The sequence below is a fragment of the Neolewinella litorea genome (genome assembly GCF_004803465.1).
Lineage (GTDB): Bacteria > Bacteroidota > Bacteroidia > Chitinophagales > Saprospiraceae > Neolewinella > Neolewinella litorea.
Map to the genome: position 1 here is coordinate 22,455 of NZ_SRSF01000011.1, position 23,540 is coordinate 45,994.

General features: G+C 60.3%; 20 protein-coding genes. 11 read left to right on the forward strand and 9 right to left on the reverse strand.

All coding sequences use genetic code 11. The features are described from left to right. Positions 1–95 precede the first annotated feature (95 nt). The 3 genes from E4021_RS15885 to dnaX all read left to right on the forward strand — a co-directional run bounded on the left by E4021_RS15885 (position 96) and on the right by dnaX (position 2,746). Positions 96–593, forward strand: coding sequence for a SixA phosphatase family protein (locus E4021_RS15885; RefSeq protein WP_136460367.1), 498 nt, complete (start codon positions 96–98; stop codon positions 591–593). Further along, positions 590–916 carry a hypothetical protein gene (locus E4021_RS15890; RefSeq protein WP_136460368.1) on the forward strand — a complete coding sequence of 109 codons (327 nt, stop codon included), beginning with the start codon at positions 590–592 and terminating at the stop codon, positions 914–916. The genes E4021_RS15885 and E4021_RS15890 overlap by 4 nt, the downstream gene beginning before the upstream one ends. Positions 917–1,006: 90 nt before the next feature. Further along, positions 1,007–2,746: a DNA polymerase III subunit gamma/tau gene (gene dnaX, locus E4021_RS15895; RefSeq protein WP_136460369.1), complete on the forward strand. Its 1,740-nt coding sequence runs from the start codon at positions 1,007–1,009 to the stop codon at positions 2,744–2,746. Between the two features lie 6 nt (positions 2,747–2,752). Here dnaX and E4021_RS15900 read toward each other — a convergent pair whose 3' ends face one another. Next, positions 2,753–3,445, reverse strand: coding sequence for a TVP38/TMEM64 family protein (locus E4021_RS15900; protein WP_136460370.1), 693 nt, complete (start codon positions 3,443–3,445; stop codon positions 2,753–2,755). Between the two features lie 53 nt (positions 3,446–3,498). Here E4021_RS15900 and E4021_RS15905 point away from each other — a divergent pair, with 53 nt between their 5' ends. Continuing rightward, on the forward strand, positions 3,499–4,836 hold the full coding sequence (locus E4021_RS15905) for a glutamine synthetase family protein (protein WP_136460371.1): 1,338 nt from the start codon (positions 3,499–3,501) through the stop codon (positions 4,834–4,836). 10 nt (positions 4,837–4,846) lie between these two features. On the opposite strand, the gene E4021_RS15910 is transcribed toward E4021_RS15905, so the two are convergent. Next, positions 4,847–5,239 (reverse strand): hypothetical protein, encoded by a 393-nt coding sequence (locus tag E4021_RS15910; RefSeq protein ID WP_136460372.1) that lies wholly within the window; start codon positions 5,237–5,239, stop codon positions 4,847–4,849. Between the two features lie 92 nt (positions 5,240–5,331). Between E4021_RS15910 and E4021_RS15915 the strand changes: the two genes are divergently transcribed. From E4021_RS15915 to E4021_RS15925, 3 genes are read left to right on the forward strand one after another with little or no spacing between them, the layout of a single operon-like run. Further along, entirely contained in the window at positions 5,332–6,372 is a 1,041-nt protein-coding gene (locus tag E4021_RS15915) for an aminoglycoside phosphotransferase/kinase family protein (protein WP_246050315.1), read from the forward strand. Then, on the forward strand, positions 6,369–7,229 hold the full coding sequence (locus tag E4021_RS15920; protein WP_136460373.1) for an HAD-IIA family hydrolase: 861 nt from the start codon (positions 6,369–6,371) through the stop codon (positions 7,227–7,229). Before E4021_RS15915 ends, E4021_RS15920 begins: the two co-directional genes overlap by 4 nt. A gap of 10 nt (positions 7,230–7,239) precedes the next feature. After that, positions 7,240–7,500 (forward strand): hypothetical protein, encoded by a 261-nt coding sequence (locus E4021_RS15925; RefSeq protein WP_136460374.1) that lies wholly within the window; start codon positions 7,240–7,242, stop codon positions 7,498–7,500. Positions 7,501–7,692: 192 nt separating this feature from the next. On the opposite strand, the gene scpA is transcribed toward E4021_RS15925, so the two are convergent. Further along, positions 7,693–9,759: a methylmalonyl-CoA mutase gene (gene scpA / locus E4021_RS15930; protein ID WP_136460375.1), complete on the reverse strand. Its 2,067-nt coding sequence runs from the start codon at positions 9,757–9,759 to the stop codon at positions 7,693–7,695. Between the two features lie 86 nt (positions 9,760–9,845). On the opposite strand from scpA, the gene E4021_RS15935 reads away from it, so the two are divergent. Then, complete coding sequence (locus tag E4021_RS15935) at positions 9,846–10,769, forward strand: YihY/virulence factor BrkB family protein (RefSeq protein WP_168797651.1); 924 nt, start codon at positions 9,846–9,848, stop codon at positions 10,767–10,769. On the opposite strand, the gene E4021_RS15940 is transcribed toward E4021_RS15935, so the two are convergent. Both E4021_RS15940 and E4021_RS15945 read right to left on the reverse strand, forming a co-directional pair. Further along, the gene (locus tag E4021_RS15940) at positions 10,759–11,514 is read right to left on the reverse strand and encodes a glutamate--tRNA ligase family protein (RefSeq protein WP_168797652.1); all 756 of its coding nucleotides are present in this window, start codon (positions 11,512–11,514) and stop codon (positions 10,759–10,761) included. The two genes, E4021_RS15935 and E4021_RS15940, sit on opposite strands and share 11 nt — an antisense overlap. Positions 11,515–11,848: 334 nt before the next feature. Beyond that, complete coding sequence (locus E4021_RS15945) at positions 11,849–12,532, reverse strand: transposase (RefSeq protein WP_136460378.1); 684 nt, start codon at positions 12,530–12,532, stop codon at positions 11,849–11,851. A gap of 403 nt (positions 12,533–12,935) precedes the next feature. Between E4021_RS15945 and E4021_RS15950 the strand changes: the two genes are divergently transcribed. Both E4021_RS15950 and E4021_RS15955 read left to right on the forward strand, forming a co-directional pair. Further along, the gene (locus tag E4021_RS15950) at positions 12,936–13,742 is read left to right on the forward strand and encodes a C1 family peptidase (protein ID WP_136460379.1); all 807 of its coding nucleotides are present in this window, start codon (positions 12,936–12,938) and stop codon (positions 13,740–13,742) included. Positions 13,743–13,777: 35 nt separating this feature from the next. Next, positions 13,778–16,222 (forward strand): TonB-dependent receptor, encoded by a 2,445-nt coding sequence (locus tag E4021_RS15955; protein ID WP_136460380.1) that lies wholly within the window; start codon positions 13,778–13,780, stop codon positions 16,220–16,222. A 24-nt stretch (positions 16,223–16,246) separates the two neighbouring features. Here the strand turns inward: E4021_RS15955 and E4021_RS15960 are convergent, their stop codons facing one another. The 4 genes from E4021_RS15960 to E4021_RS15975 all read right to left on the reverse strand — a co-directional run bounded on the left by E4021_RS15960 (position 16,247) and on the right by E4021_RS15975 (position 20,524). Then, positions 16,247–17,542: a metal-dependent hydrolase family protein gene (locus E4021_RS15960; protein WP_136460381.1), complete on the reverse strand. Its 1,296-nt coding sequence runs from the start codon at positions 17,540–17,542 to the stop codon at positions 16,247–16,249. 34 nt (positions 17,543–17,576) lie between these two features. After that, the gene (locus E4021_RS15965; protein ID WP_136460382.1) at positions 17,577–19,016 is read right to left on the reverse strand and encodes an amidohydrolase; all 1,440 of its coding nucleotides are present in this window, start codon (positions 19,014–19,016) and stop codon (positions 17,577–17,579) included. A 132-nt stretch (positions 19,017–19,148) separates the two neighbouring features. After that, positions 19,149–19,595 (reverse strand): VanZ family protein, encoded by a 447-nt coding sequence (locus E4021_RS15970; protein WP_136460383.1) that lies wholly within the window; start codon positions 19,593–19,595, stop codon positions 19,149–19,151. A 362-nt stretch (positions 19,596–19,957) separates the two neighbouring features. After that, positions 19,958–20,524, reverse strand: coding sequence for a cupin domain-containing protein (locus E4021_RS15975; RefSeq protein ID WP_211097046.1), 567 nt, complete (start codon positions 20,522–20,524; stop codon positions 19,958–19,960). A 777-nt stretch (positions 20,525–21,301) separates the two neighbouring features. On the opposite strand from E4021_RS15975, the gene E4021_RS15980 reads away from it, so the two are divergent. Continuing rightward, positions 21,302–23,491, forward strand: a complete 2,190-nt coding sequence (locus tag E4021_RS15980) for a DUF5916 domain-containing protein (protein WP_211097047.1) — start codon at positions 21,302–21,304, stop codon at positions 23,489–23,491. Positions 23,492–23,540 lie beyond the last annotated feature (49 nt).

Here is a 23,540-nt window from a genome sequence, read left to right on the forward strand (position 1 = left end):
GTAAGGTTATATAAGGTGTAAAAGTAGGCCGCGTATGTGGCTTTGGCCTTAACTACGCGTTAAGTCCCGGTAAAGCAACGGATCAATCAAGCAACGTGAAGCAAGTCTACCTCGTTCGCCACGCCAAAAGCAGTTGGGCGGACCCGAACCTCAAAGATCACGACCGTCCCCTCAATTCCCGCGGCCGCCGCGATGCACCGGCCATGGCCGCACGCCTCGCCAAGTCGGGCCTGAAGGTGGACGGAATTCTCACTTCCAGCGCCAAGCGCACCCGGCAAACCGCCAAGGCATTCGCCGAAGCGTTCGGACTGGGTAAGGACCAGATCCTGAAGGAGAAAAAACTCTACCACGCCGGCCCCAGGACGATCGAAAAGTGCGTCCGCAACCTGCCTGAATCCTGGAACACCGTCCTGATCTTCGGTCACAATCCGGGCTACACCGAAGCCGCTAACCACCTGCGCCACGACGACTACATCGGCAACGTACCCACTTGCGGTATCGTAGGCAGTGAACTCGACGTCAAAAGTTGGTCCGACTGGGAAATGGCCCGCGCCAAGCGCACCGCCTACTATTACCCCAAACAGAAGATATGAGGGCACGCCTGGCCACGGTATCGATGACCCTCCTACTGCTGGGCTGCGCCGAGATGAACCCCGGGCCACCGCCCGTTGATACCGCCCGCTTCGGTCGGGTCATCGGAGACCTGCAGCTCGCCGAGGCGCTCGTGGCGGAAGTGCCCGTGCTGGTCCGCGACTCCATGCAGGCCGTCTACTATGATTCCGTACTGGCCGATCACGGCTTCACCCGCCGGGAATTCGACAGCATCATGTGGATCATCCGGCAGGAACCGGCCTGGATCGATTCGGTCTATACGCGGGCCGGTGAGATCGTCTCCCGGGAAATGATTGAACGGTAGCCACAACCATCGTTCCTACCCCCGGTCGGACGGCCAACGCAACGCCTTTTCCCCCCACGGGCCGCCCCACTTATTCCTATCTTCGCCCCAATGAGCAACTTCGTCGTTTCCGCCCGTAAGTACCGTCCCGTCCGCTTCGACGAAGTGATCGGCCAGCGGCACGTGTCGCAGACCCTGAAGAATGCGCTGCAGACGGATCACCTCGCCCACGCTTTCCTGTTTTGCGGGCCGCGGGGGGTAGGCAAAACGACCTCCGCCCGGATCCTGGCCAAAGTGCTTAACTGTGAACAGCGCACGGCCGACTACGAGCCCTGCAACACCTGCCCGAGCTGCGTTTCTTTCAACAACAACGCCAGCCTCAACATCACCGAGCTCGATGCGGCCAGCAACAACTCCGTCGACCACATCCGGGCCCTTACTGAGCAGGTCCGCTTCCAGCCGCAGCAGGGGGCCTACAAGGTGTTCATCATCGACGAGGTGCACATGCTCTCGCAGCAGGCCTTCAACGCCTTCCTCAAAACCCTGGAGGAGCCGCCGCCCTACGCCATTTTTATCCTGGCTACGACGGAGAAGCACAAGATCATCCCCACTATCCTGTCGCGCTGCCAGATCTTCGATTTCAAGCGCATTCAGCCCAACGACATCATCGAGCACCTGCAGGGCATCTGCCGGCAGGAGGGCATCACCGCCGACGAAGAGGCATTGCACATCATCGCTCAGAAGGCCGACGGGGCCCTGCGGGACGCGCTGTCAATCTTCGACCGGATCGTGAGTTTCAGCGGGGACACCATCCGCTACGAGGCCGTGATCGAGAACCTCAACGTACTCGACTACGACTACTTTTTCCGGGCCGTTGATTACCTCCTCACCGAAGACCGGGCCGGTATGCTGCTGCTCTTCGACGAGGTACTGCGGCGGGGTTTTGACGAGGACCTCTTCCTGAACGGTCTGGCCGCCCACCTGCGCGACCTGCTGGTGTGCAAGGATGCCTCCACCCTGCAATTGCTCGAAGTGGGCGAACGCCTCCGCCAGCGCTACCACCAGCAAGCGGGTATCGCTCCGGCCGATCTGCTGCTCACGGCCCTCGACATTGCCAATGAATGCGACCTCGGCTTCCGCCTGGCGCGGAACAAGCGACTGCACGTAGAGATGAGCCTCATGCGCATGGTCACCATCCGCCGTGCTTTCCGGCAAGAACCCCTAAGCCTGGCCCCCGCGGAACCCGCCACGGCACCCGCGCCCGCGCCCACGGTCGAAGTAGCACCCGCGCCCGTAGCGGAAAAAAAAAGTCCTGAGCCGGAAGACGAACCCGTTGAGCTCGCCGAAAAACCGCCCGTAAGTCCGACGGCTGCGCCGCCTTCCGCACCCGGCCCGGCCTCCTTTGCCAGCGTCGACCTCAACAGCATGATCGCCGAAGCGGAGGAAGAGACCGACCACGAACTGCCCTCCGACGAACTGCCCGAACTCGACGACGAGCAACTGCGCGGCGCCTGGGATGCCTTCCTGGCCGAGCAAAAAGGGACCACGCTGGCCGTTTTCCTGAAACAGGCCCTGCCGCTCGTCCGCGGCGAAGAGGAGGTGGTGGTCAAGGTAGGATCGGCGCGCGCCATTGCTTCCCTACGCGACGACGAATCCCTCATCGCCCACCTGCGCAAGACCTTCGAGCGGCCCAACCTGGTCATGATCCTGGAGCACGACGAAAGCCTGAAGCCCGTACAGACTAAGGTCAAAAAGCGGCTCACCGCCAAAGACAAATACCTGAAAATGCGGGAAAAGAACCCGGCCCTGGACGAACTGCGCCGGCGTTTTGACCTACGGCCGGAAGAATAGGCGCAACTACTTGCTGCGGAAGTACTGTACAGCCAGGTAGATCAGGTAGAGGGCCAGGCCACCGCCGCCCACCCACATCAGGATGCTTTTCAACTGCTGGATGTCGCGGCTGAAGAAAGCCAGCAACACGGTCAGCGGTACAATGCCGGCCAGGGTGGCCAGGATGAAGCGCCAGTAGCCCATCTTGAGCATTCCGGCCACGAAACTGATGGCGTCGTTGCTTAGGAAAGGTGCCAGCCGGAAGAGTACGATGGCACCGGTTCCGTATTCATTTACGGTATTTTCGAGTTTGGCCTCCGTGCGCCGGCCTACGAGATTGGTCAGGGCTGCGCGGCTGAGGGCCTTCCCCACACCGTAACCGACGGTGGAGGCGATCGTCACTGCGGTCACCGATAGCAATCCGCCCCACCAGCCGCCATAGGCCAGTATGGCAATGATCATCAGCAGCCAGGAGGGCACGACGATCAGGAACATCTGCAATGTCATGAGCAAAATTACCACCACCGGCCCCCAGAAGCCAAAATGCCGGACGTACTCCGTAATCCGGGGTTTATCGCCGCTGCTCAGCACCTCGTAGGCTTGCTGCACCTCCGCCTGGAAAGCGGGCACGGCAAAGTAGCTCACTATGGCACCGAGGAAGAGCAGTGCGGACAGACCGTAAACGTAGTGTTGGATGGGAAATGGCTTCTCGGCGGGCATGGGGTCGGATTAGGTGCCGGGCGGAACTCGATAATTCCGCTAGTTTTGTCCAAATGCAAACACAGCCTGACCTGTTCGGGGACAACCCCGCCCTCCGCGTTAAGATCGCAGCCACCGACGTCGATGGGGTACTGCGGGCGAAGTACGTTTCCCGCGACAAGTTTGGTTCCGCCCGGGAAAACGGCTTCGGGTTCTGCAACGTGATCTTCGGCTGGGACAGCCAGGACGTGCCCTACAAAAACGCCGTGGCCGACCCCGGGTTCGCCGACGCGCGGGCCAGCATCGTGGCCGAGAGCGGCCGCACGTTGCCCTGGGAGGGCAACATTCCCTTTTTTCTGGCCGACTTCTACACCGACGACTCGGTAGCCGGCACGGCCTGCCCGCGTTCGCTGCTCCGGCGGATCGTGGCCCGGGCCGAAGCAATGGGTTTCACCCCCCGCTTCGGCCCGGAGTACGAGTGGTTCAGCTACCGTGAGACGCCCCTCAGCCTGGCCGAAAAGGACTTCCGCTCCCCTACCCCCCTGTCGCCCGGTATGTTAGGCTATTCCGGACTGCGCACCGCGCAGCGCGGCGACCTGATGGGGGATCTCTTCGATCAACTGGCAGCTTTCGGCATCCACCTGGAAGGCTTGCACACCGAGACCGGTCCGGGGGTACTGGAAGCGGCCATCACCTATCGGGACGCGCTCGAGGCGGCCGATCAGGCCATCCTGTTCAAGCAGGCGGTGAAGGAAATCAGTTATGGGCACGGGCTGGTGGCCAGTTTCATGGCCAAGCCTTCCGCGGCATTGCCGGGCTGCGGCGGTCACCTGCATCAGTCGCTCTGGCAGGGCGACACCAACGTCTTCGCCGATCCGGATGGGCGCCACGGCATGAGTCGCACTTTTGAGTCGTACCTGGCCGGGCAACTGCGTCTGCTGCCGGTGCTGATGCCGCTCTTCGCTCCCAACGTCAACAGCTACAAGCGCTACGTGGCCGGCTCCTGGGCGGCTACCCGCGCCAATTGGGGCATCGACAACCGGACCGTGGCCCTGCGGGTGATCCCGGAAGGCCCCACCTCTACGCGCCTGGAGACCCGGGTGCCAGGGGCCGACGCCAACCCTTACCTCGCTATCGCCGGTGCTTTGGCCGCCGGACTTTACGGCATCGAACAGGGGTGGTCGCTTGATCAGCCGCCGGTAGTGGGAAGCGCCTACGAGCAATCGATCGGTGAGTCGCTGCCAAAGCATTTGGGCGCGGCCGCGGGTGCCCTACAGGGTAGTGGCGAAGCCGCCACGATCCTGGGTACTGGATTCCGCGATCATTTCGTAAAAACCCGGCTATGGGAATGGGAGCAGTACCTCGGGGCGGTCACCGACTGGGAGCGTCGGCGCTATTTTGAATTGGCTTGATGGCGGCCGGTCAGCCCTCCCCGCCGGCGGCGGCGCTGGGCGTGGGTCGGCGGTTCTTGTAACGGGGCCCGGTAGTGCGCGCTTTTGCCTCCCGCCGTTCGTAATGCAGCGCGGTGAAGGTGGAATTGCTCCGGTGGCCGCGGGTGCGGGGCAGGGGTCGGCGGGCCGGAGTGGTGGCCGCTTTCGTACGGTTGATCACGCGCAACCGGCCGGCTGCAAGGGGGTTCTTGCGGTGAGGACCGTGGTTGAGACGGGCCCGCACCCGTTTCAATTTGGCGTAATCTTCATACTCTACCTCCGTCACCGTAGCCGGGGCTGGGGGGGATAGTTGGGCTTTGGCCAGGCTGGGCAATGCCGCAACGGCCAAAAAGAGTACCAGGAGGGGTAAGGGATTTTCTCGCACGATCCAGGACTTTTAGAAGGAACGGCGCTCGCGCCGTCGGGGTTGAAACTTCCACAAAGGTAGTTGTTAGGGATGTACCCTACCTTCGGCGCATGTCGCGTATCTCTTCCATGGCCAACTACGAGAACATTCTGCGCTACGCGTGGAGGGCCTACGACCATACCCGTTCGATCCGATCCATCGAGGACATCAGTGCGCAGGTGTCGACCAATCACGTCTTCAAGCTCCTCATGGAAGACGGCAACGTGCTCATCGCGAAGGTGACCTACTTCGGGTCTTTTGAGGGCTTTGCCGAGGACCATACCATCATCAACGTGCTGGCCAACAACCTCCCGGTGCGCTACGCCAACTTCCTTAGCCGGGGACTGATGAAGGGTACCCAGTTGTTCTTCCACCGCCACATTGATGAGGAGCAGGACGCCTGGATTATCTTCTACCGCCCGATCCAGATCCAGGAGAATCCGCCCCGCCGCCTCACCGAAGACCAGGTGCGGCAACTGGGTCGGGAGATGGCCTACTTCCACCGCGACTGTACCCTGGTGGCCAACACCCTGCCCCGCAGCGACCGCGACATGACGACCGACGTGAACGCTCTGCTGAATTCTGCCAAGGCCGACTATCCGGATTACTACGAACTGATCGCCCACCACTGCCGGTTGTTCCTGGAAAACACCTTCCGCATCAATGTGTACGGATTCAAGAAAATTCCGGTATTCGTGGACTGGAACATCGGGAACTTCAGCGTGGACCAGAACGGCCGGTTGGCCAGTCGGTGGGACTACGACTGGTTCCGGGTATCAACTCGCGTGACGGACTTTTACTTTCTCAGTCGCGTGGTAAGCGAAGTGGGCGACCGGACGGCCTTCACCTACGAGGCGGACCGGCTGACGGAGGACCGCTTTTTGCTATTCTTACAGGCCTACCACGAGATCTTCCCCCTGACCCGGCCAGAAGTGCTCTTCATCAAGGAGTCTTACCGCTTCTTCCTCCTCAACTACGTCCTGCGCCTCGGGCAGTACTTTTTCCGCCCCTCCTTCGCCAAGAAACTTTCCCACGACGCGCTGGAAGTCCACCTTCCCACGCTGGAAGATAAACTATCGACCGACAAAATCCTCCGGGCCCTCAAGCTATGAGTTCCAATTTTACCATCAGCCGATTCGCATCGATCGCCGACGCCTACCCCGTTATTTTCTTCGACAGCTACGGGGTGCTGCGCAACCACCGCGGACTGATCCCCGGCGCGGTCGAGACCGTCAACCGCCTGCGGGAGGCCGGCAAGCACATCCGGGTCCTGACCAACAACGCCGCGCGCAGTCCGGCCATGGCGGCCGACCGGCTGGCCTACTACGGCATGAAGAACATTCCCGCTGAGGAGATCATCACCAGTGGGGCCACTACCCGTCACTTCCTCGAGCAAAAGGTGAAGCACGGCAAGGTGGCCTACCTGGGCACGGCCACTTCGGCGGAGTACATCATTGGTGCCGGCCTGGAGGCGATCCCCATTTCGCAGGTCGACTTTGATCGCCTCGACGAAATCGGCGCCGTGGCCTTCCTCGACGACGAGGGCTACGATATGAACGTCGACATTAACCTGCTCATCAACATCCTGCGGCGCTGCCGCGTACCGGTGGTGGTGGCCAACACGGACCTGCTCTACCCCACTACCGCCAACGACGTGGCGCTGGCCACCGGCAGCGTGGCGCGGCTGGCGGAGTATGTCCTGGGCCGCAAATTTGTCAAATTCGGCAAGCCGGCCACGCAGATGTTCCAGATGGGCCTCGACAGCGTGGCGCAGGACTTGCCGGACGTATGCCCCGGTGACATCCTAATGGTCGGAGACACCCTGCACACGGATATTCTAGGCGGCAACACCTACGGGATGGCTACGGCCCTGGTCCTCAGCGGTAATACCCGCCCGGAAAGCGCCGAACTTGAGATCGAAGCTTCGGGTATTATCCCGGACTACGTTTGCCCTTCCATCGGAGACTAACCCCCCTATCATGCAACAATACACCGAAGAAGACCGGGATTTCATACGCATCATCCGCAGTCAGCTGGGGGAAGAATGGACCGTGGCCCGCGAGCGCATCCTGGCCAGTCTGCCCGACCACCTGGACCCCGAAAAGTTGGGCAAATACGTTGATGAACGCGACGAGCCGGGTATCCACATCAACGAATGGGGGGTGGAGCCGCGGTTTTATCCGCACCGGACTTCGAATCGGCTGCTGGAATTCTATCGGATACGGAGCCTGGGCAGCTGAGAAACGTCGGACGTGGCAGTTGCGCCAATATGACAGACGTCGGACGTTTTTGAGCGTATTTGGCTATTGAAAGTACAATATCACGGCGTACTTGGATTCAATCTTCAGTAAATGCTAGGCTGTCAATATGACAGACGTCCGACGTCTGTCAATTCAGCAGGACTGACACGTCGGACGTCTGCCAGCCCCACGCTACGATTTCACCTCCTCCCCCAGCATCATCCGGAGAATCTCTTCCGCGGCGGAGGCGATGTTCGTGCCTGGCCCAAATACCCCGACCACCCCTCTATCATAGAGATACTGGTAATCGGCCGGAGGAATGACTCCGCCCACGATCACCCGGATATCCGCGGCATCCTGCTCAGCCAGAGCGGCGATGACCTCAGGTACTAGCGTTTTATGGCCGGCGGCAAGCGAACTGATGCCCAACAGATGCACATCGTTCTCCACTGCCTGTCGGGCCGCTTCGGCGGGGGTCTGGAACAGGGGGCCCACGTCGACGTCAAAGCCAAGATCGGCAAAGCCCGACGCGATGACCTTTGCGCCCCGGTCGTGGCCGTCCTGCCCCAACTTGGCAATGAGAATGCGCGGTCTGCGCCCGTGAGCTGAGTAAAACTGATCGGACAGCGCCCGCACCTGCTGCAGCTTCTCGCCCGCCGCGTGTCCGGCATAAACTCCACTGATAAGCTGATTCGTAGCCCGGTAGCGCCCGAATACCTCCTCCAATGCCTGGCTGATCTCCCCGAGCGTGGCACCTGCGCGCGCCGCCTCAACGGCCATTGAAAGCAAGTTTTCCTCTCCCCGCGCCGCCCGGGTGAGCGCTTCGAGAGCCGCAGTGACGGCGGCCTGATCGCGGGAACGCTTGAGGCGTTCGATCTGAGCCAGTTGTTCCTGCCTGACCCGGTCGTTGTCCACCTCCAGCAGGTCGAAATCCGCCCCCTGATTGTTGCGAAACACGTTTACCCCTACGATCTGCTCCCGGCCGGAGTCGATGGCCGCCTGCTTGACGGCCGAGGCCTCCTCAATGCGCAGTTTGGGCAGTCCGGACTCGATGGCCTGGACCATGCCACCCGCCTCCTCCACTTCGGCCATAAGTTTGCGGGCTTCCTGAATCAGCCGCTGGGTTTCGCGTTCGAGATCGTAGCTCCCGCCCCAGGGGTCGACGGCCTGCACGATGCTCAGTTCCCGCTGCAGGTAGAGCTGGGTATCCCGGGCAATTTTGGCGCTGTAGTCGGTGGGCAGAGCGATGGCCTCGTCCAGAGCATTGGTGTGCAGGCTCTGGGTCCCTCCGAATACGGCGGCCAGGGCCTCGATGGCCGTGCGAGCCACGTTGTTGTAAGGGTCCTGCTCCGTGAGACTGTACCCGCTCGTCTGGCAGTGCGTGCGCAGCATGGAGCTTTTAGGGTTCCGGGGATTAAAATCGGCCATCAGTTCGACCCATAGCTGCCGGCCCGCCCGCAGTTTGGCGATTTCCGTGAAGTGCTTCATTCCGATGCCCCAGAAAAAGCTGAGGCGGGGTGCGAAGTCGTCGACATCCAGTCCGGCCGCTACCCCGGCCCGCACGTAAGCGAGTCCGTCCGCCAGGGTATAGGCCAGCTCCACCTCCGCCGGCGCGCCGGCCTCGTGCATGTGGTAACCGCTGATGCTGATGCTGTTGAAGCGCGGCATATGGGCCGCCGTGTAAGCGAAGATGTCCGAGACGATGCGCATGCTAGGGGCGGGCGGATAGATGTAGGTGTTCCGCACCATGAACTCCTTCAGGATATCGTTTTGGATGGTGCCGGACAGCCGTTCCGGAGCCACCCCCTGCCGCTCGGCCGCCACGATGTAGAAGGCCATAATGGGTAATACAGCCCCGTTCATGGTCATGCTGACGGACATTTTTTCCAGCGGGATCTGGTCGAAGAGGCGCTCCATATCTTCCACCGTATCGATCGCTACGCCGGCCTTGCCGACATCACCGCGCACCCGCTCGTGGTCGCTGTCGTACCCCCGGTGGGTAGCCAAATCGAAGGCTACGGACAGCCCCCGCTGCCCGGCGGCCAGGTTGCGGCGGTAGAAGGCATTCGATTCGGCGGCGGTACTGAAGCCGGCGTACTGTCGGATGGTCCAGGGCCGGCCCACGTACATACTGGCGTAGGGGCCGCGCAGATAAGGAGGGTAGCCGGCAACCGACCGCAGGGGTTCCGGGGGGGGCGCTGCCGCGCTTTCGCGGGCGAGGTCGTGATCGGGCCGGGCGGGAAAAGTAGGACGTTCCATATGGTTAGGGTGGCGGGCAAAATACGTAAATCGATGGGTCGAACACTATCGGGCCCAACTGCTTTGTAACAAGAAATCAGCGTTTAGTGGCCCGAAAGAATTTTTTCCAGCGTACCCTATCTTTTACAAAAGAACTGTTCAACAATTACGGGGGAGACGACGCCTTCACACTTGGGGCGGCGCTGGCTTACTACACTGTCTTCAGCTTTGCGCCCCTGCTCGTGGTGGCGATCGCGGTTGCCAGCTACTTCGTAGGAGAGAAGGCCGTAACCGGTCGCCTGTACGGAGAACTGGAGGGTTTACTCGGCCCGGATGCGGCCAGCACCCTGCAGGAGATCGTAAGCAACGCTTATTCTACTGGCGACAGCGTGCTGGCCACCGTGATCGGTGTGGCTACCCTGCTCTTCACGGCCTCCACGGTTTTCGCGACGCTAAAAATGAGCCTCAACAAGATCTGGGAGATCGAGGCGCGCCCCACCAATAACATCATAGGCTTCCTGCTGACCCGTCTGCTCAGCTTCAGTTTCGTGATCGGCTTGGGCTTTCTGTTGATGATCACCCTCATCGTGAACACCCTCGTTATTGGTTTCATCGATCAGCTCGCCAGTATGCTTCCCGCCCTCGGGCCAGCGGTCCTGGCGTCCGCTACCTGGTTGATTGGCACGGCGGTGACCGCGGTCATCTTCGCGCTGCTCTTCCGCTACCTCCCCGACGCCCGGGCCCGGTGGAAAGACATCTGGGCGGGGGCCATCTTCACGGCTTTACTCTTCGGCCTGGGGCGTTACCTGATCGGCCTGTACATCGGCAATTCCAACTTCAGCAGCACATACGGTGCGGCCGGGGCCCTGGTCACCTTGCTGGTCTGGACCTACTACAACAGTCTCATTTTGTTCCTTGGCGCGGAGTTCACCTTCGTGTGGGCCGAGCGCCGGGGCTTCCCCATCCGCCCCAACAAGCACGCCGTGCGGGTGATCAAGGAGGTACGTAAGGTGGACGGCATCAAGGTGTAGCGGCAGCGATCCACTCCCGCGCGATGTGGAACACCTCCTCCGGGCTTACCCCCCAATCGCGGACGCTACGCGCTCCCTGGCTTTTCGATATCTTCTCTCCCCCATCGGTCAACAATGGATGGTGGACGAAGCGGATGCGTTCCCGCAGCGGCGGGTAGCCCAGCAAGTCCGATACCAGGGCCTGTGCTTCCGTACTCGCCAGCAGGTCGGCCCCCCGGGCGCAGGCCGTAATCCCAAAATGTTGGTCGTCCACCGTGCAGGCCAGCTGGTAGCTGGGCCTACCGTCTTTCTTCCGCACCGCGAACCAGGGGATAGTGTCGTGTAGGGCGGTTCCGCGGGTATCCATGCGCCAGGCAATGCCATGCGAATTCAGTGCCACTTTTTGGGTCAGGCATCCGTGTTGGTGGGTTCCCTCCGCCAATTCCCGGCGGGAACAGGGGCAGGCAAAAACTCGTTCTGATCCGGCCAGGCGATCAAGTGCTTCATGGTAGAGCGGCATGCGGTGTTCCTGTGACCAGTGGGCTGCAAAGTCCACCGCATCCCGCGGCCCGTCGGTCCAGGTGATCTGCAGCCACTCCAGCACGTCAAACACATCCTGCAGGTACTCGGGCCGGAACCGCGCCCGGTCCAGGTCATCGATCCGCAAGAGCAACCGGCCACCGTCGGCCAACAAGGCATTGGCCGCGAAGTTGGCCGCGTTGCCGAGGTGGAGAAATCCGGAGGGGGTGGGAGCAATTCTTACCATTTCATCTAAAAGGTATTGCGGACAATAGTACGGAACCGGCCGCAGCTGAGGCGTGCATCGCCGATACCCTGTGGGTAGAGTTTCAAAGGTCGAGACCCTGTGGGTCGAGCACAACACGTAGAATCCGCAGCCGGACTCAACCACTCGGTCTGCAAGGCGTCGACCCATTTTTGGTCGAGACCCTTTGGGTCGAGCTCCACAAGTAAACTCCGCAACAATACCTAAACACTCGGCCTGTAAGGCCTCGGCCCGTTTCTGGTCGAGACCCTATGGGTCGAGCACAAACCTAGACTCCGCAGCCGGATCTAACCACTCGGCCTGCAAGGCCTCGACCTCAAACGAAATGGGCCAAATAACGCGAGTTCAGATAAGTACCGGGCCAGGCTTCCCAGGATGTGACCAATCCACTTTTGACCGGATTATTCAGTACGTACCACATCACGGTTAAGAACTTGCCGTCGCGGACGGTACGGTCGAAGTAGTTTGTGGCCCAAAAAGGTTGTCCGGTCGCCCCTAAAATCCGGTTGCAGTGCCTTGCGGTGTGGGACTTGTGTCGATCCATAAGCCTACCCAGGTCTATCGAATGGGAACTGGGAGGTGCGCCCACAACTGCATGTACGTGGTTGGACATCACACATACCGCATAAACCTCAATTTCTTTCTGAAGGAATTTCCAGGAGTCGAGCACGATGTTGCGCAATTCGGTCTGCTCCAGGTGAAATGGCCCTTGGCTACCCCGGTGGAGGGCCGCTTCCAGTTCAAGTTCCACGTGGCTACTGATACGGTGCGTTTCCTGAGCAAGTGCTTCAGCATGATACCGCGAAGACACTTTTTCCATTCTCTTATCGCGGGCCAATAGTGCTTCCGTTCTGTGCTGCGCAATCCGTAATAGTTCAACCCGTGGAATGCTGCCATGCAAACGATAGGTGATGTGCACAGGACGATGACCTAGCCAGAAATGAGAAATGTTGCCGCGATCGCGGTCGGTTATAGTAGCTAATAAAGGTGATGGGTGCATAACTCAATAGTAAAAGTAATTCGGCCTTAATTTAAAACAATATGTAGTTTTTACAAATTTATGAAACCCTCGTGATAGTAAATCTTGGTGGCTAGGTGATATTGATAAGGCAAGCACGGAAAATTCGCAACAACACCTAACCTCTCGGCCTGTAAGGCGTCGACCCCTTATGATCGACACCCTGTGGGTCGAGCCCAATACGAAGACTCCGCAGCGGTATTCACTAACTCGGCCTGTTAGGCCTCGACTCATTTACGGTCGCAACCCTATGGGTCGAGCACAACACGTAACATCCGAAACAGGCCCCGACAACTCGGCCTGCAAGGCCTCGACCTGTTAGATACGCGAGTCTTTACCTTTGACGTTACAAGTTGTGCAGTCACTTTCAGATACTACGATCACTATGTACCGATACCTCCTTTCCTTGCTTTTACTGGTATTCCTTTGCACCGGCGTACGCGCCCAGCAGCCCTACGGGACGGCCAAGAGCGCCGAGAAGCTGCAGGGACTGAGCGACCTGGCCGTCATCGACCAGATGATGTACTACATCCCCGGCATCGGCAGCTCGGCGCGGGAAGACCTCCTGCGGCAAAACATCAAGCCCTACATGATGCCCATCCGCCAGGTACCGCAAATGGGTATGGAATGGGCCTACGCCCTGGCCGATGCCCTGGAATACTACGTGAACCTGAACAGCAACTTCAAGGACAACCTGAGTCCCGACTACATCTCCATGAGCCTGGCCAACGCCGGTACCCGCCCGAACCTCGTCGACGGCCTCGGTCTCCTCATGAACTCCGGCACGGTCTCAGCCGCCATCGTGCCCTATAACAGCAATACGATCCCCAATTCGGTCTACTCGGTGGCCCGCTTCGGCATCAATAACTTCGGCTACCTCTTCCGGCCGGAGACCAAGGCGCGCAACCGCATATTCGAGACCCGCAAGGCCCTCAGTCGCGGCAACCCCGTCATCGTTGAGATGGCAACCGACAACACCTTCAGCAACCTGAAGGGCAGCGGATACGAGCCCTCGGGCCCCATCACGGAGACCCACTTCCTGACGGTCATCGGCTACGACGGCGAGCGGGAAACCTTCGAATTGCGCAGTTCCCTGGGCCGCAACTGGGGCAACGGCGGTTACATCACGATGACCTACGACGACTTCGGCGACCTGGCCCAGACGGGCTACGTGCTCATCCCGAAAGAGTGAGTTTTTGATTCCCAGCGGCGGGGTACCTTCGCGACATGCGTTTGCCCTCCATCGTCCCCAGCCTGTTGGTTGCTCTGCTGTTTTCCTTCTCCCTGACCGCCCAAACCACCCTGCGCGTCACCGATGAAGGGGGCGATCCCCTGGTGGGAGCCAGCGTGGTGCGTCTGCCCGAGCAGTTTCTTGGGCTGACCGACCGCCAGGGGGAGCTGGCGGTTACCATTGATGCCGGCGACACCCTGGAAGTCAGCTTTCTAGGCTTTCAAACCACTCTTTTGGCGGGAACGCGGGTGCAGGGTGCTGAGGTAACGCTGGCGTTGCCGGTTAATCCTCAGGGCATCTCCCTGAACACCGCCACCGTGGTGGGCCGTCGCGATGAAACCGCCGCCGACCTGCCGTACCAGATCCAGACCATCAGCGACGAGGAGCGCCGCCGCGTGCAGAGCCTGACCACCGTCGATGCCCTCTCTTCCCTGAGCGGGGTGTACGTCCAGAAATCTCAACTCGGGGCCGGCAGCCCCGTACTCCGCGGATTTGAGGCCAACCGGGTGCTGCTGGTCGTCGACGGCGTGCGCATGAACAACGCCATCTACCGCAGTGGCCATTTGCAGAACGCCATTACCGTAGACCCCAACGCCCTGGAACGCATCGAGGTCATCTACGGTGCCGGAGCCCTCGCCTACGGCAGCGACGCCCTGGGGGGGGTGGTCCACTTCCGGACCCGCCAGCCGCGCTTCCGGGCCGACGGGGGAACTACGGGCTACGCCACGGCTAATCTGAGCAGTGCGGCCTACGCCGCCAACCTGTCCGGCGGGATCGAATACGGCGGCCAGCACTGGGCGGGCGTAACCAACGTATCGTTTACCCGCTTTGGCGACCTGCGCGCCGGCGGCAACCGGCCCGCCAACTACAGCGACTTCGGCCTGCGCAACGAATACGTGGTCGGCGACGAAGTGGTCACCAACGACAACCCCAACCGGCAGGTAGGCAGCGGCTACGAGCAGTACAATGTGTTGCAGAAATTCCGATTCCGCCTGCGGGACCAGCTGGAGCTCACCTCCAACCTGCAGTTCTCCACCACCGGCGACGTGCCCCGATACGACGCCCTGGCCGAGCGGCGCAATGGCCGGCTACGGTGGGCCCGGTGGGACTACGGTCCCCAGACCCGCGCCCTGGGTAGCCTGCGGCTCGACGACCGGCGGGCCACCGGCCTCTACGATGTAGCCACCTACCTGGTAGCCCACCAGTACGTAGAGGAGGACCGCATCCAGCGCCGTCTCGGCGACCCCGTAACCACCCAAAACCTGGAAGACGTGGGAGCCACTACTCTGCAGGTTGATTATGCTAAGAGCCTGAGCGGGCACACAAACCTGCGCTACGGCCTGGATGCCCGCTACGACCGGGTAACCTCCACCGCCACCCCGACCGCCGAAGCTACCCGCTACCCCAGCGGCGGCAGCAGTCTGCTGGGCGGCGGTGCCTACGTCGATCTCAGCCACGACCTGGATTCTTTCTGGCAACTCCGGGGGGGGATGCGCTACGGCTACCAGCAACTTCGCGCCACCTTCGGAGCCGGCGACCCGATCGCCTGGCCCGTCGACTACCTCAACGGCATCGTGAACCCCTCCGATGCCCTCACCGGTGCCCTCGGCCTGCAGTACCGCCGCTCCGGAAACCAACTGCGCGTGTTGTTTGCCCAGGGATTCCGGGCCCCGAACGTGGACGATTTCGCCAAGTTCCGCGAGCAGAGCGGACGGGTACAAGTACCTAATCCGGCCCTCGGACCCGAGCGGTCGAATACCCTCGAAGCGGGCTACGCCCGTACGGAAGGTCCGCTGCGCCTTGAATTTACGGCTTACGGCACCCTTTTGAGCGACGCCGTCATCCGGAGTACCGGCACCCTGCCGAACGGGCTTCCGTACTTCGTCAGCCGGGGCGATACCCTCTTTGTCGACACCAACGTGAACGCCGAGAAGGCCTGGATCTACGGCTTCGATGCGGCTTTCGCGTGGAGGCTTAGCCGGCGTTGGGAACTTCATTCCGACGTCCACTGGCTCCGCGGCCGTCGCCGGCAATTGGCACCCGATGGAGCTTACCTGACACTGCCCCAGGATCACATCCCCCCGGCCTACGGACGTACCGGGCTGCGTTACCTCTCCGGCCGATGGGACGCCGAACTACGGGTGAATTTCCAGGTCCGAAAGCAATTTGACGACTATGCCGTCAACGGCATCGAGGGATCGGCGGAGGACGGATACACGTTCGAGTTGGTTGGCAGTGCGGATAATCCCGAGCTCACACCCTTCGGGGAGGGCACTCCCGGCTGGTGGACGCTCAACAGCTATGCCAACTACCGGACCAGCGAACGGCTGGCCCTGCAGCTGAAGGTGGAAAATGCCCTCGACCGTTTCTACCAACCCTTCGCCAGTGGTATTGCCGCGCCCGGTATCGACATTGGTGTGGGGGCTACCTGGCGGTGGTAAGGTGAAAGTAGTCGCGAGGCGGGTTTAATCCTGTTGGCCCTCAGTGAAGACTTGTTCGCCGCCAAGTAATACCAACTCTACGCGGCGCAGGGCAGAAATGTCTGCTTCTGGATTCCCCGTAACAATAATCAGGTCGGCCAGCAACCCGGGCCGCAGCCGGCCGACCCGATCGGCCAGGCCGAATACATCCGCATTGCCCGAAGTCGCGGCTCGCAGTACATCCATGGTGGGCATGCCGTAATCGACCATCATCTCCAGCTCCCGTACGTTATCCCCGTGGGTGAATACCCCTACGTCGCCCCCGGCCACGATGGTCACGCCGGCTGCAAGTGCTTGGGCAAAGGAGGCGCGCTTGGCGGTGATGCGGGCGGGTTCCGGGTCCACGCCCTTTTTCCATCCCCGGTATTGCGAGATGGCATCGCCGGCGGCCAGGGTCGGGCAGAGGGCGACCCCACGTTCGGCCATCAGCGCGAACACCTCCGGGGTACCGTCGTCGCCGTGTTCGATGGTGGCTACGCCGCCCAGGGTGGCTCGCCGCATACCCTCCGCGGTGGCCGCGTGGGCGACAACTGGGCGACCGCTGCTACTGGCCACTTCTACGATGAGCTCCAGTTCAGTCTGGGTGAAGGTGGGCTGCGCCGTGCCGTCGGGGCCCCAACGGTAATCGGCGTACACCTTGATGAGGTCGGCTCCTTGTCCGATCTGGTCGCGGACCACGCGCGTGAGTTCGTCGATGCCGTCGGCCTGCTCCGCGCCCAGGGGCACCGTGACCTGCTCCGTAAATCCCTTCGGTCCGTAACTTCCGGTGGCTACGATGGCTTTGCCGGCCACCAGGAGTCGTGGCCCCGGCACCACGCCCTTTTCGATGGCTTGTTTGAGCCCTACGTCGGTATACCCCGCTCCTTCCGATCCCAGGTCGCGCACGGTGGTAAAGCCGGCCTGCAGGGTTCGCCCGGCGTGGAGGGCGCCGCGGATGGCCCGTTCGGCGTAGGATTCGCGCAGGACCTGGTCGTTCCACGGCGTTTCGTCGTAGGGGTGCAGGAGGAGGTGGGCGTGGCCTTCGATGAGTCCCGGCAGCACGGTAGACGCTGGATATTCCCGCACGGAGCAGTTGGCAGGCGTGGACAGCGTGCCCCGACGCCCGACCGCGGAGATGGTATCACCTACCACCAGTACGTCATGTTCGACCAGCATCTCGCTGCCGTCGAAAACGCGTTGGGGTTGGAGCAACATGCACTCCGGTCCTTCCTGCGCGCGCAATAGGGGAGAAGCGAGTAGTAAAAGGACAGACGAGACGGCAACACGCAGGGAGTAGTACATTCCGCCAATATAGAACTTCCGATGTGTCGCCGGATCAGTCGCGGTAATCCAGCGGCGGTTCGCGGTCACCGAGGAGGGCCTGGTATTCGAAGTTTTTGCCACGCTGTTCGGTCAGTTCCTGCCGGGCCTTCTGGAGGAGTTCCGGGTTCTGGAAGAGTTCCATGGCGGTCAGGGACATTGTTTTGGCGGCCACGATCATTCCCTTTTGTCCGATGGAGGTACCGCCGGCAGCTATGGCCTGCCAGCTGTGGGCGGAGGTACCGGGCACGTAGGTGGCCGTACGCAGTCCGACGGTCGGCACTACCCAGCTGACGTCGCCTACGTCCGTAGACCCACCCGTGCCCTTCCGGATCACCTCAAAGGGCTCCACCTCACCGGCGGAGGCCAGGTCTACCTTACCCGGATCGGGGAGGGACTCAACTATGGTCTCGGCGAACGCTTTCTCCTCAGCGTTGTACTCCACGCCCCCCACCCGGCTGAGGTTCTCGTGCATGATCTCGGCCAGGGCGACATTGGGTAGCAGGTTGTAGGCGCCGTGGATGACCTCATAGTCCATGGTCGTACCGGTGCCCAGGGCGGCGCCCTCGGCGCACTTCACCACCCGGTCAAAGTTCTGCGCGGCGATCTCCATATCGGGGTGACGGACGTAGTAGAATACTTCGGCGAAGTCAGGGATCACGTTCGGTGCGTTTCCGCCGCGGGTGATGACGTAGTGGGTGCGCGATTCCATGGTCATGTGTTCACGCATCATGTTGACCATGTAGTTCATGGCTTCCACGCCGTCGAGGGCCGACCGCCCGTTCTGGGGGGCGGAAGCGGCGTGGGCGGAGACGCCGTAGAAGCGGAACTTGGCGGATTTATTCGCCAGGGAGGAGGCCGCGTGGGCGGAATTCTTGTCGGCCGGGTGCCAGTGAATGACGGCGTCCACGTCGTCGAATAGTCCTTCCCGCACCATGTAAACCTTGCCGGCGCCGCCTTCCTCAGCGGGGGTACCGTAGAAACGGACCGTGCCGGATACCTGGTTGTCCTCCATCCAATGCTTGACGGCAATGGCGGCGGCCGCGGAGCCTGCCCCAAATAGGTGGTGGCCGCAGGCGTGACCGGCATGTACGTCGGTGCGTTCTTCCCGGACCGGGCTGCTCGTTTGGGTGATTCCCGGCAGGGCGTCGAATTCACCCAGGATACCGATGACCGGCTTTCCATTGCCGAAGCTGGCCACGAAGGCCGTGGGAATCTCGGCAACACCGGCCTCGACGGTAAAACCTTCCGCTGCGAGCATTTCCTGCAGCAGTGCGGAGCTTTGGGTTTCCTGGTACCCTACTTCGGCGAAGTCCCAGATCTTCTTGGCTACCTGGAAGTAGTCATCAGCGTTGCGGTCAATTTCCTGTAGCACCTTCGTTTCCGGTCCGCTGAATTGCGCGGAAAGGGGCAGGACAATGAAGGAGCTGAAAAGCAGGAGAAAGGCAATTTTCATACGTACGGTGACTTTGGGTTTGGGGGACTTGGATTGTACAAGGTAGCGAATTGGATAAATTTGAGTAAGGTTCCCCTTAGCTGCCAGCGAAGGTTGCCTTCATGCTGGGCCGGTCGCTGCCTATTCCCAGGCTCATGCCTCAAAATTACCGGCACCATCACCGGAGCGCCGCCTGTGCCACCGGTTTAGCAGCAAACTCATACCCACCGCCAGCGCAGCGGCACCGGCGTTGAAAAGCATATCGACGGGGTCGAATACCCGGTCGGGGATAAACAGTTGCAGACTTTCGTCGACCACGCCGATCAGGGTGGTGAAAAGGATAGCTAACAGAGCGGGAGCGGCTACCCGGTGACCCTGCCGTATTCTTTCCCTGAGCGCTTCTAGGATAAACACTGCCACTACCCCGTACTCGATCAGGTGGCTACGCTCGACGGGGGAGGTCATTCTGACCAGAATCATGAAATAGGCAGTGGCTACCCCAATGACGAGGGCGGCATCAGCTGGCCCGGGCCACGTCTTGAGCCCCTGCGTTACGACCGTAGCCGATACCAGGAAGCAGCCCGTCAAGAAGAGAAACACATTTAGCGGCGTTCCGCGTACGGCATCGGATAGCACCCCGGCCAGACCCAAGGTGGAAAAGATAGCGGCAACGGCAGCCAGGGTCTACAGCCACAGACGTCGTTCCCGACGGGAGGTGAGGTGCCACATGGAGGTTAGCGGAGTGAGGGATATAAGGTAGGGGATTTAGGTGGCCGACGTCGGACGTGTCAGTTGTGACAGATTGACAGACGTCGGACGTCTGTCAAAATGACACCCTAAGGTTTCCGACCATTCCCAATGCAATTTGCCGTCTAAAGCATAGATAATTGACAAAACATGGGGAGAACCTGGGGAAACACGTCCGACGTCTGCCAAATTGACGGCACCACTACGCCCGACGTCTACCCGCGCGCGCTCAGCAACCCTCCCACAATCTCCATGTCGTGATCCTTGAATAACCGGGCCATCTGATCCGGATTGAGTGTCTCGGAGGCCTCACTGGTTGCCTTGAAAAACGCCTCCATCTTGCCCGCCGGGGCGTAGGAGACCAGCATTCTTGATTGGTCGGAAAGCTGCACAAAGGCGTGCTGTACACCGCGGGGCATATAGATCGTATCGCCCTCCCCGGCTTGATATTCTGCCTGACCTACCTGAAACAGGTAAGATCCTTCCAGAATATGCATCCACTCATCCTGATGCGGGTGAATGTGCAACGGCGGTCCAATCCCGGGCGACTGGCCCTGTTGCTCGAAAACCGCCAGGGAACCCCGGGTGTCGTCTCCGGAAATCTTTACGTCCATACGATTCCTCGTCACGGCTTTCATATGGTACTGTTTGCCCGGTCGGGGCTCCCCTTTCCTGACCTGAAACCCATTATCCAACCGGTTCTCATCGTCATCCGATTCGGCAGCACACCCCATCACCGAAAGGACTGCCAACGAAGACAAAAGCATATCCCTACGTTTCATACTACATGGTTAGCGGCAAGCAATTGCCAGATTACCCCTTGGCCTACGGCAAGGGTGCAGTCGATCGATATTTATTGAAAAAGGTACCCAGCATGCCACTATTGGGGCGTCACCAGGGTACAAGGGCACGGTACTGAACGACAGTCTACTCATGCGCCACGCCATCACAAGGTCCGTCGGCGGAGCAGGCTAGTCTGCAGTTGCCTGTCTTCCTAAATTACGGCTTCGAAAACAGAAAGTCAGAATATTTTAGCCCGGCAGAGTCTTGCCGGGGCGGCTACCCACGAGTACGGCCATTCAGGTTTTATACAGATCCCGCGCGCCGCCGCAGGATGAGTTTCTGCTCCAGTTCATTACCATCGATACATCATTGGGCGGTTCCGCGGGTGCCAAGCTGAATAGTAGAAGCCCTACCGGTGGGCCGGACGTGGCAGACGTCGGACGTGTCAGGTGTGACGGATTGACAGACGTCGGACGTCTGCCAAAATGTCGCTACCCTAATTGCAACGATTTGTGGTTTCCAGCTGCAATTATTTAGCGTTTAACCTGCCAACAGGCTCCTGAATACGCCGGACTACATCCGACGTCTGACAAAAGGTCACCCCATCAACGTCGGACGTGATTGTTAACTTGAATTAATGTCCGTACATTTATTTTTCTTAAAACAGAAATTTGACAATCGATTGCTTTCTGCTCGCGATAGGCCGACCTTGCCACTCCGTATTACTACTGTTCATGCAAATTTTCAGGACCTCCCCCGCGCGCCATCGTTTTTTATTGGCACTTCTCGCTGCCATCGCCGGTGTGGTGGGTGGTCAAGAATCAGTATTAGCGCAGGACTCGCTGAAGTCGGTAACTGCACGGTTCACGGAGGCCGAGATAACCCTGGATGGCCGGCTCGACGAAGCGGCCTGGGCAACGGCGGAACCCATCGATGACTTTTTGCAATACTTCCCCACCGATTCGGCAGAGGCTGAATACGGGACCGAAGTCCGCATCCTTTACTCGGAAACCATGCTCTACGTCGGCATCCGCGCTGAGACGAACGGCCAGGGTTACGTAGTGACCAGTCTGCGGCGCGACTTCCGTGGTACACGCAACGATAACGTCAGCATGTTCTTCGACACCTTCCGCGACGGCATCAATGCTTTCATGTTCGGGGTGACGCCCTACGGCGTGCAGCGGGAAGGACTTGTGTCCGAAGGTGGGGAAGGCTTTGACAACACCTGGGACATAAAGTGGCTGGCAGAGAGTGAGATGCACGACGATCACTACACAATCGAGATGGCCATCCCCTTCACTTCCCTGAAGTTTCCCGATGCGGGCGACCGGTGGGGGTTTCGACCCTACCGTTGGAACATTTTGACCAATGAGCAGACCACCTGGGTAAGAGTGCCGCAAAACCAGCGGATGTCCAGCCTGGCTTTCATGGGTGAACTCGTCTTCGAGCGCCCCCTGGCCCGGTCGCGCACTCCCCTGGCCCTGATTCCCTACGTGAATACCCAAGCCGGCAAGGACTTCACTACCGACGATTCGGACAACAATTTCTCCTTCGGTGGTGATGCCAAGGTGGCCATTGGCAACGGGATGAACCTGGACCTGACCGTCAATCCCGATTTCTCAAACGTGGAGGTGGACGACATCTTCACCAACCTGACGCGCTTCGAGGTGCTCCTGCCCGAAAAGCGGCAATTCTTCATCGACAATAGCGACCTCTTCGCCAGTTTCGGGAGCGAACGCGACGCGGTCCCCTTTTTTTCGCGCCGCATCGGTCTGGCGCGCGATACCGCCGGCAACCTGATCGAGAACGGCATTCTCGGTGGGGCACGCCTGAGCGGCAAACTTAATCAAGACTGGCGTCTAGGTTTCCTAAATATTCAGGGACAGGCCGATCCCCGCAACGAAATTGCCTCAAATAACAACTCCATGCTGGCCGTCCAGCGACGGGTGTTCAGCCGCTCTAACCTGGGAGCCTTTATCGTCAACCGGCAAGCCTTCGGTGACCACGCATTCCTAAGCAAAGAGGACCAATACAACCGGGTGGTAGGCATCGATTATAACCTGGCATCGGACGACAACGTCTGGACCGGCAAGTTCTACCTGCACAAATCCTTCCAGCCCGGCGACAGCGACGGGAACTTTTCCTCGCAAGCCTTCCTCATCCGCGATACCCGGAAATGGCGCTTTGCCGCCGACCTGGTCTACGTCAACGAGGACTTCCGCTCCGATCTCGGCTTCATTCCCCGGAAGGACATTCTCAAGACCGGCAACTTCGTCGGCCGCAACTTCTATCCCCGGAAAGGACCGCTGGCCAGCCACAGCTTTGAAGTACTGGCCCTGACCTGGCGCAGACCCAGCCTTGATCTGAAGTTGACCGATTACACCCTGCGGTTCTCGTGGGCGGCCAACCTGCGGGATCAGTCGACCTTTGAAGTACAGGCGTTCCACAACTACATTTTCCTTACGGCCCCCTTTGATCCGACCCGCACGCCCGGGGGAGTTCCGATACCGGGCCAGCAGGGATATTACTTTAATCAGGTCACCGCGGAGTTTGAATCCAATCAGGGCAGCCTGGTCACCTTTGCCGCGAACGCCGGGGTGGGTGAGTTTTTTAATGGGCAGCGTTATTCCGCGGGCGGACTGATCGGAATGCGCATCCAACCCTGGGCACAGCTGAGCCTGGCCCTCAACTACGACGGAATCCGCCTGCCGGAACCCCAGCCCGACGCCAATCTGTGGTTGCTGACTCCGCGTTTTGACGTGACCTTCTCCAAATCACTTTTCTGGCTCACCCTGCTGCAATACAGCAACCAGCGCAACAACCTCGGCATCAACTCCCGTTTGCAGTGGCGCTTCGCTCCCCTATCCGACCTTTATCTGGTCTACAACGATAATTACTACACGGATACCTTTTCGCCCCGTTACCGGTCCATTAATCTCAAGGTTACGTACTGGCTGAACCTGTAGTAGTGGGTGTGACACGTCGGACGTCTGCCAAAATGTCACCATATACACA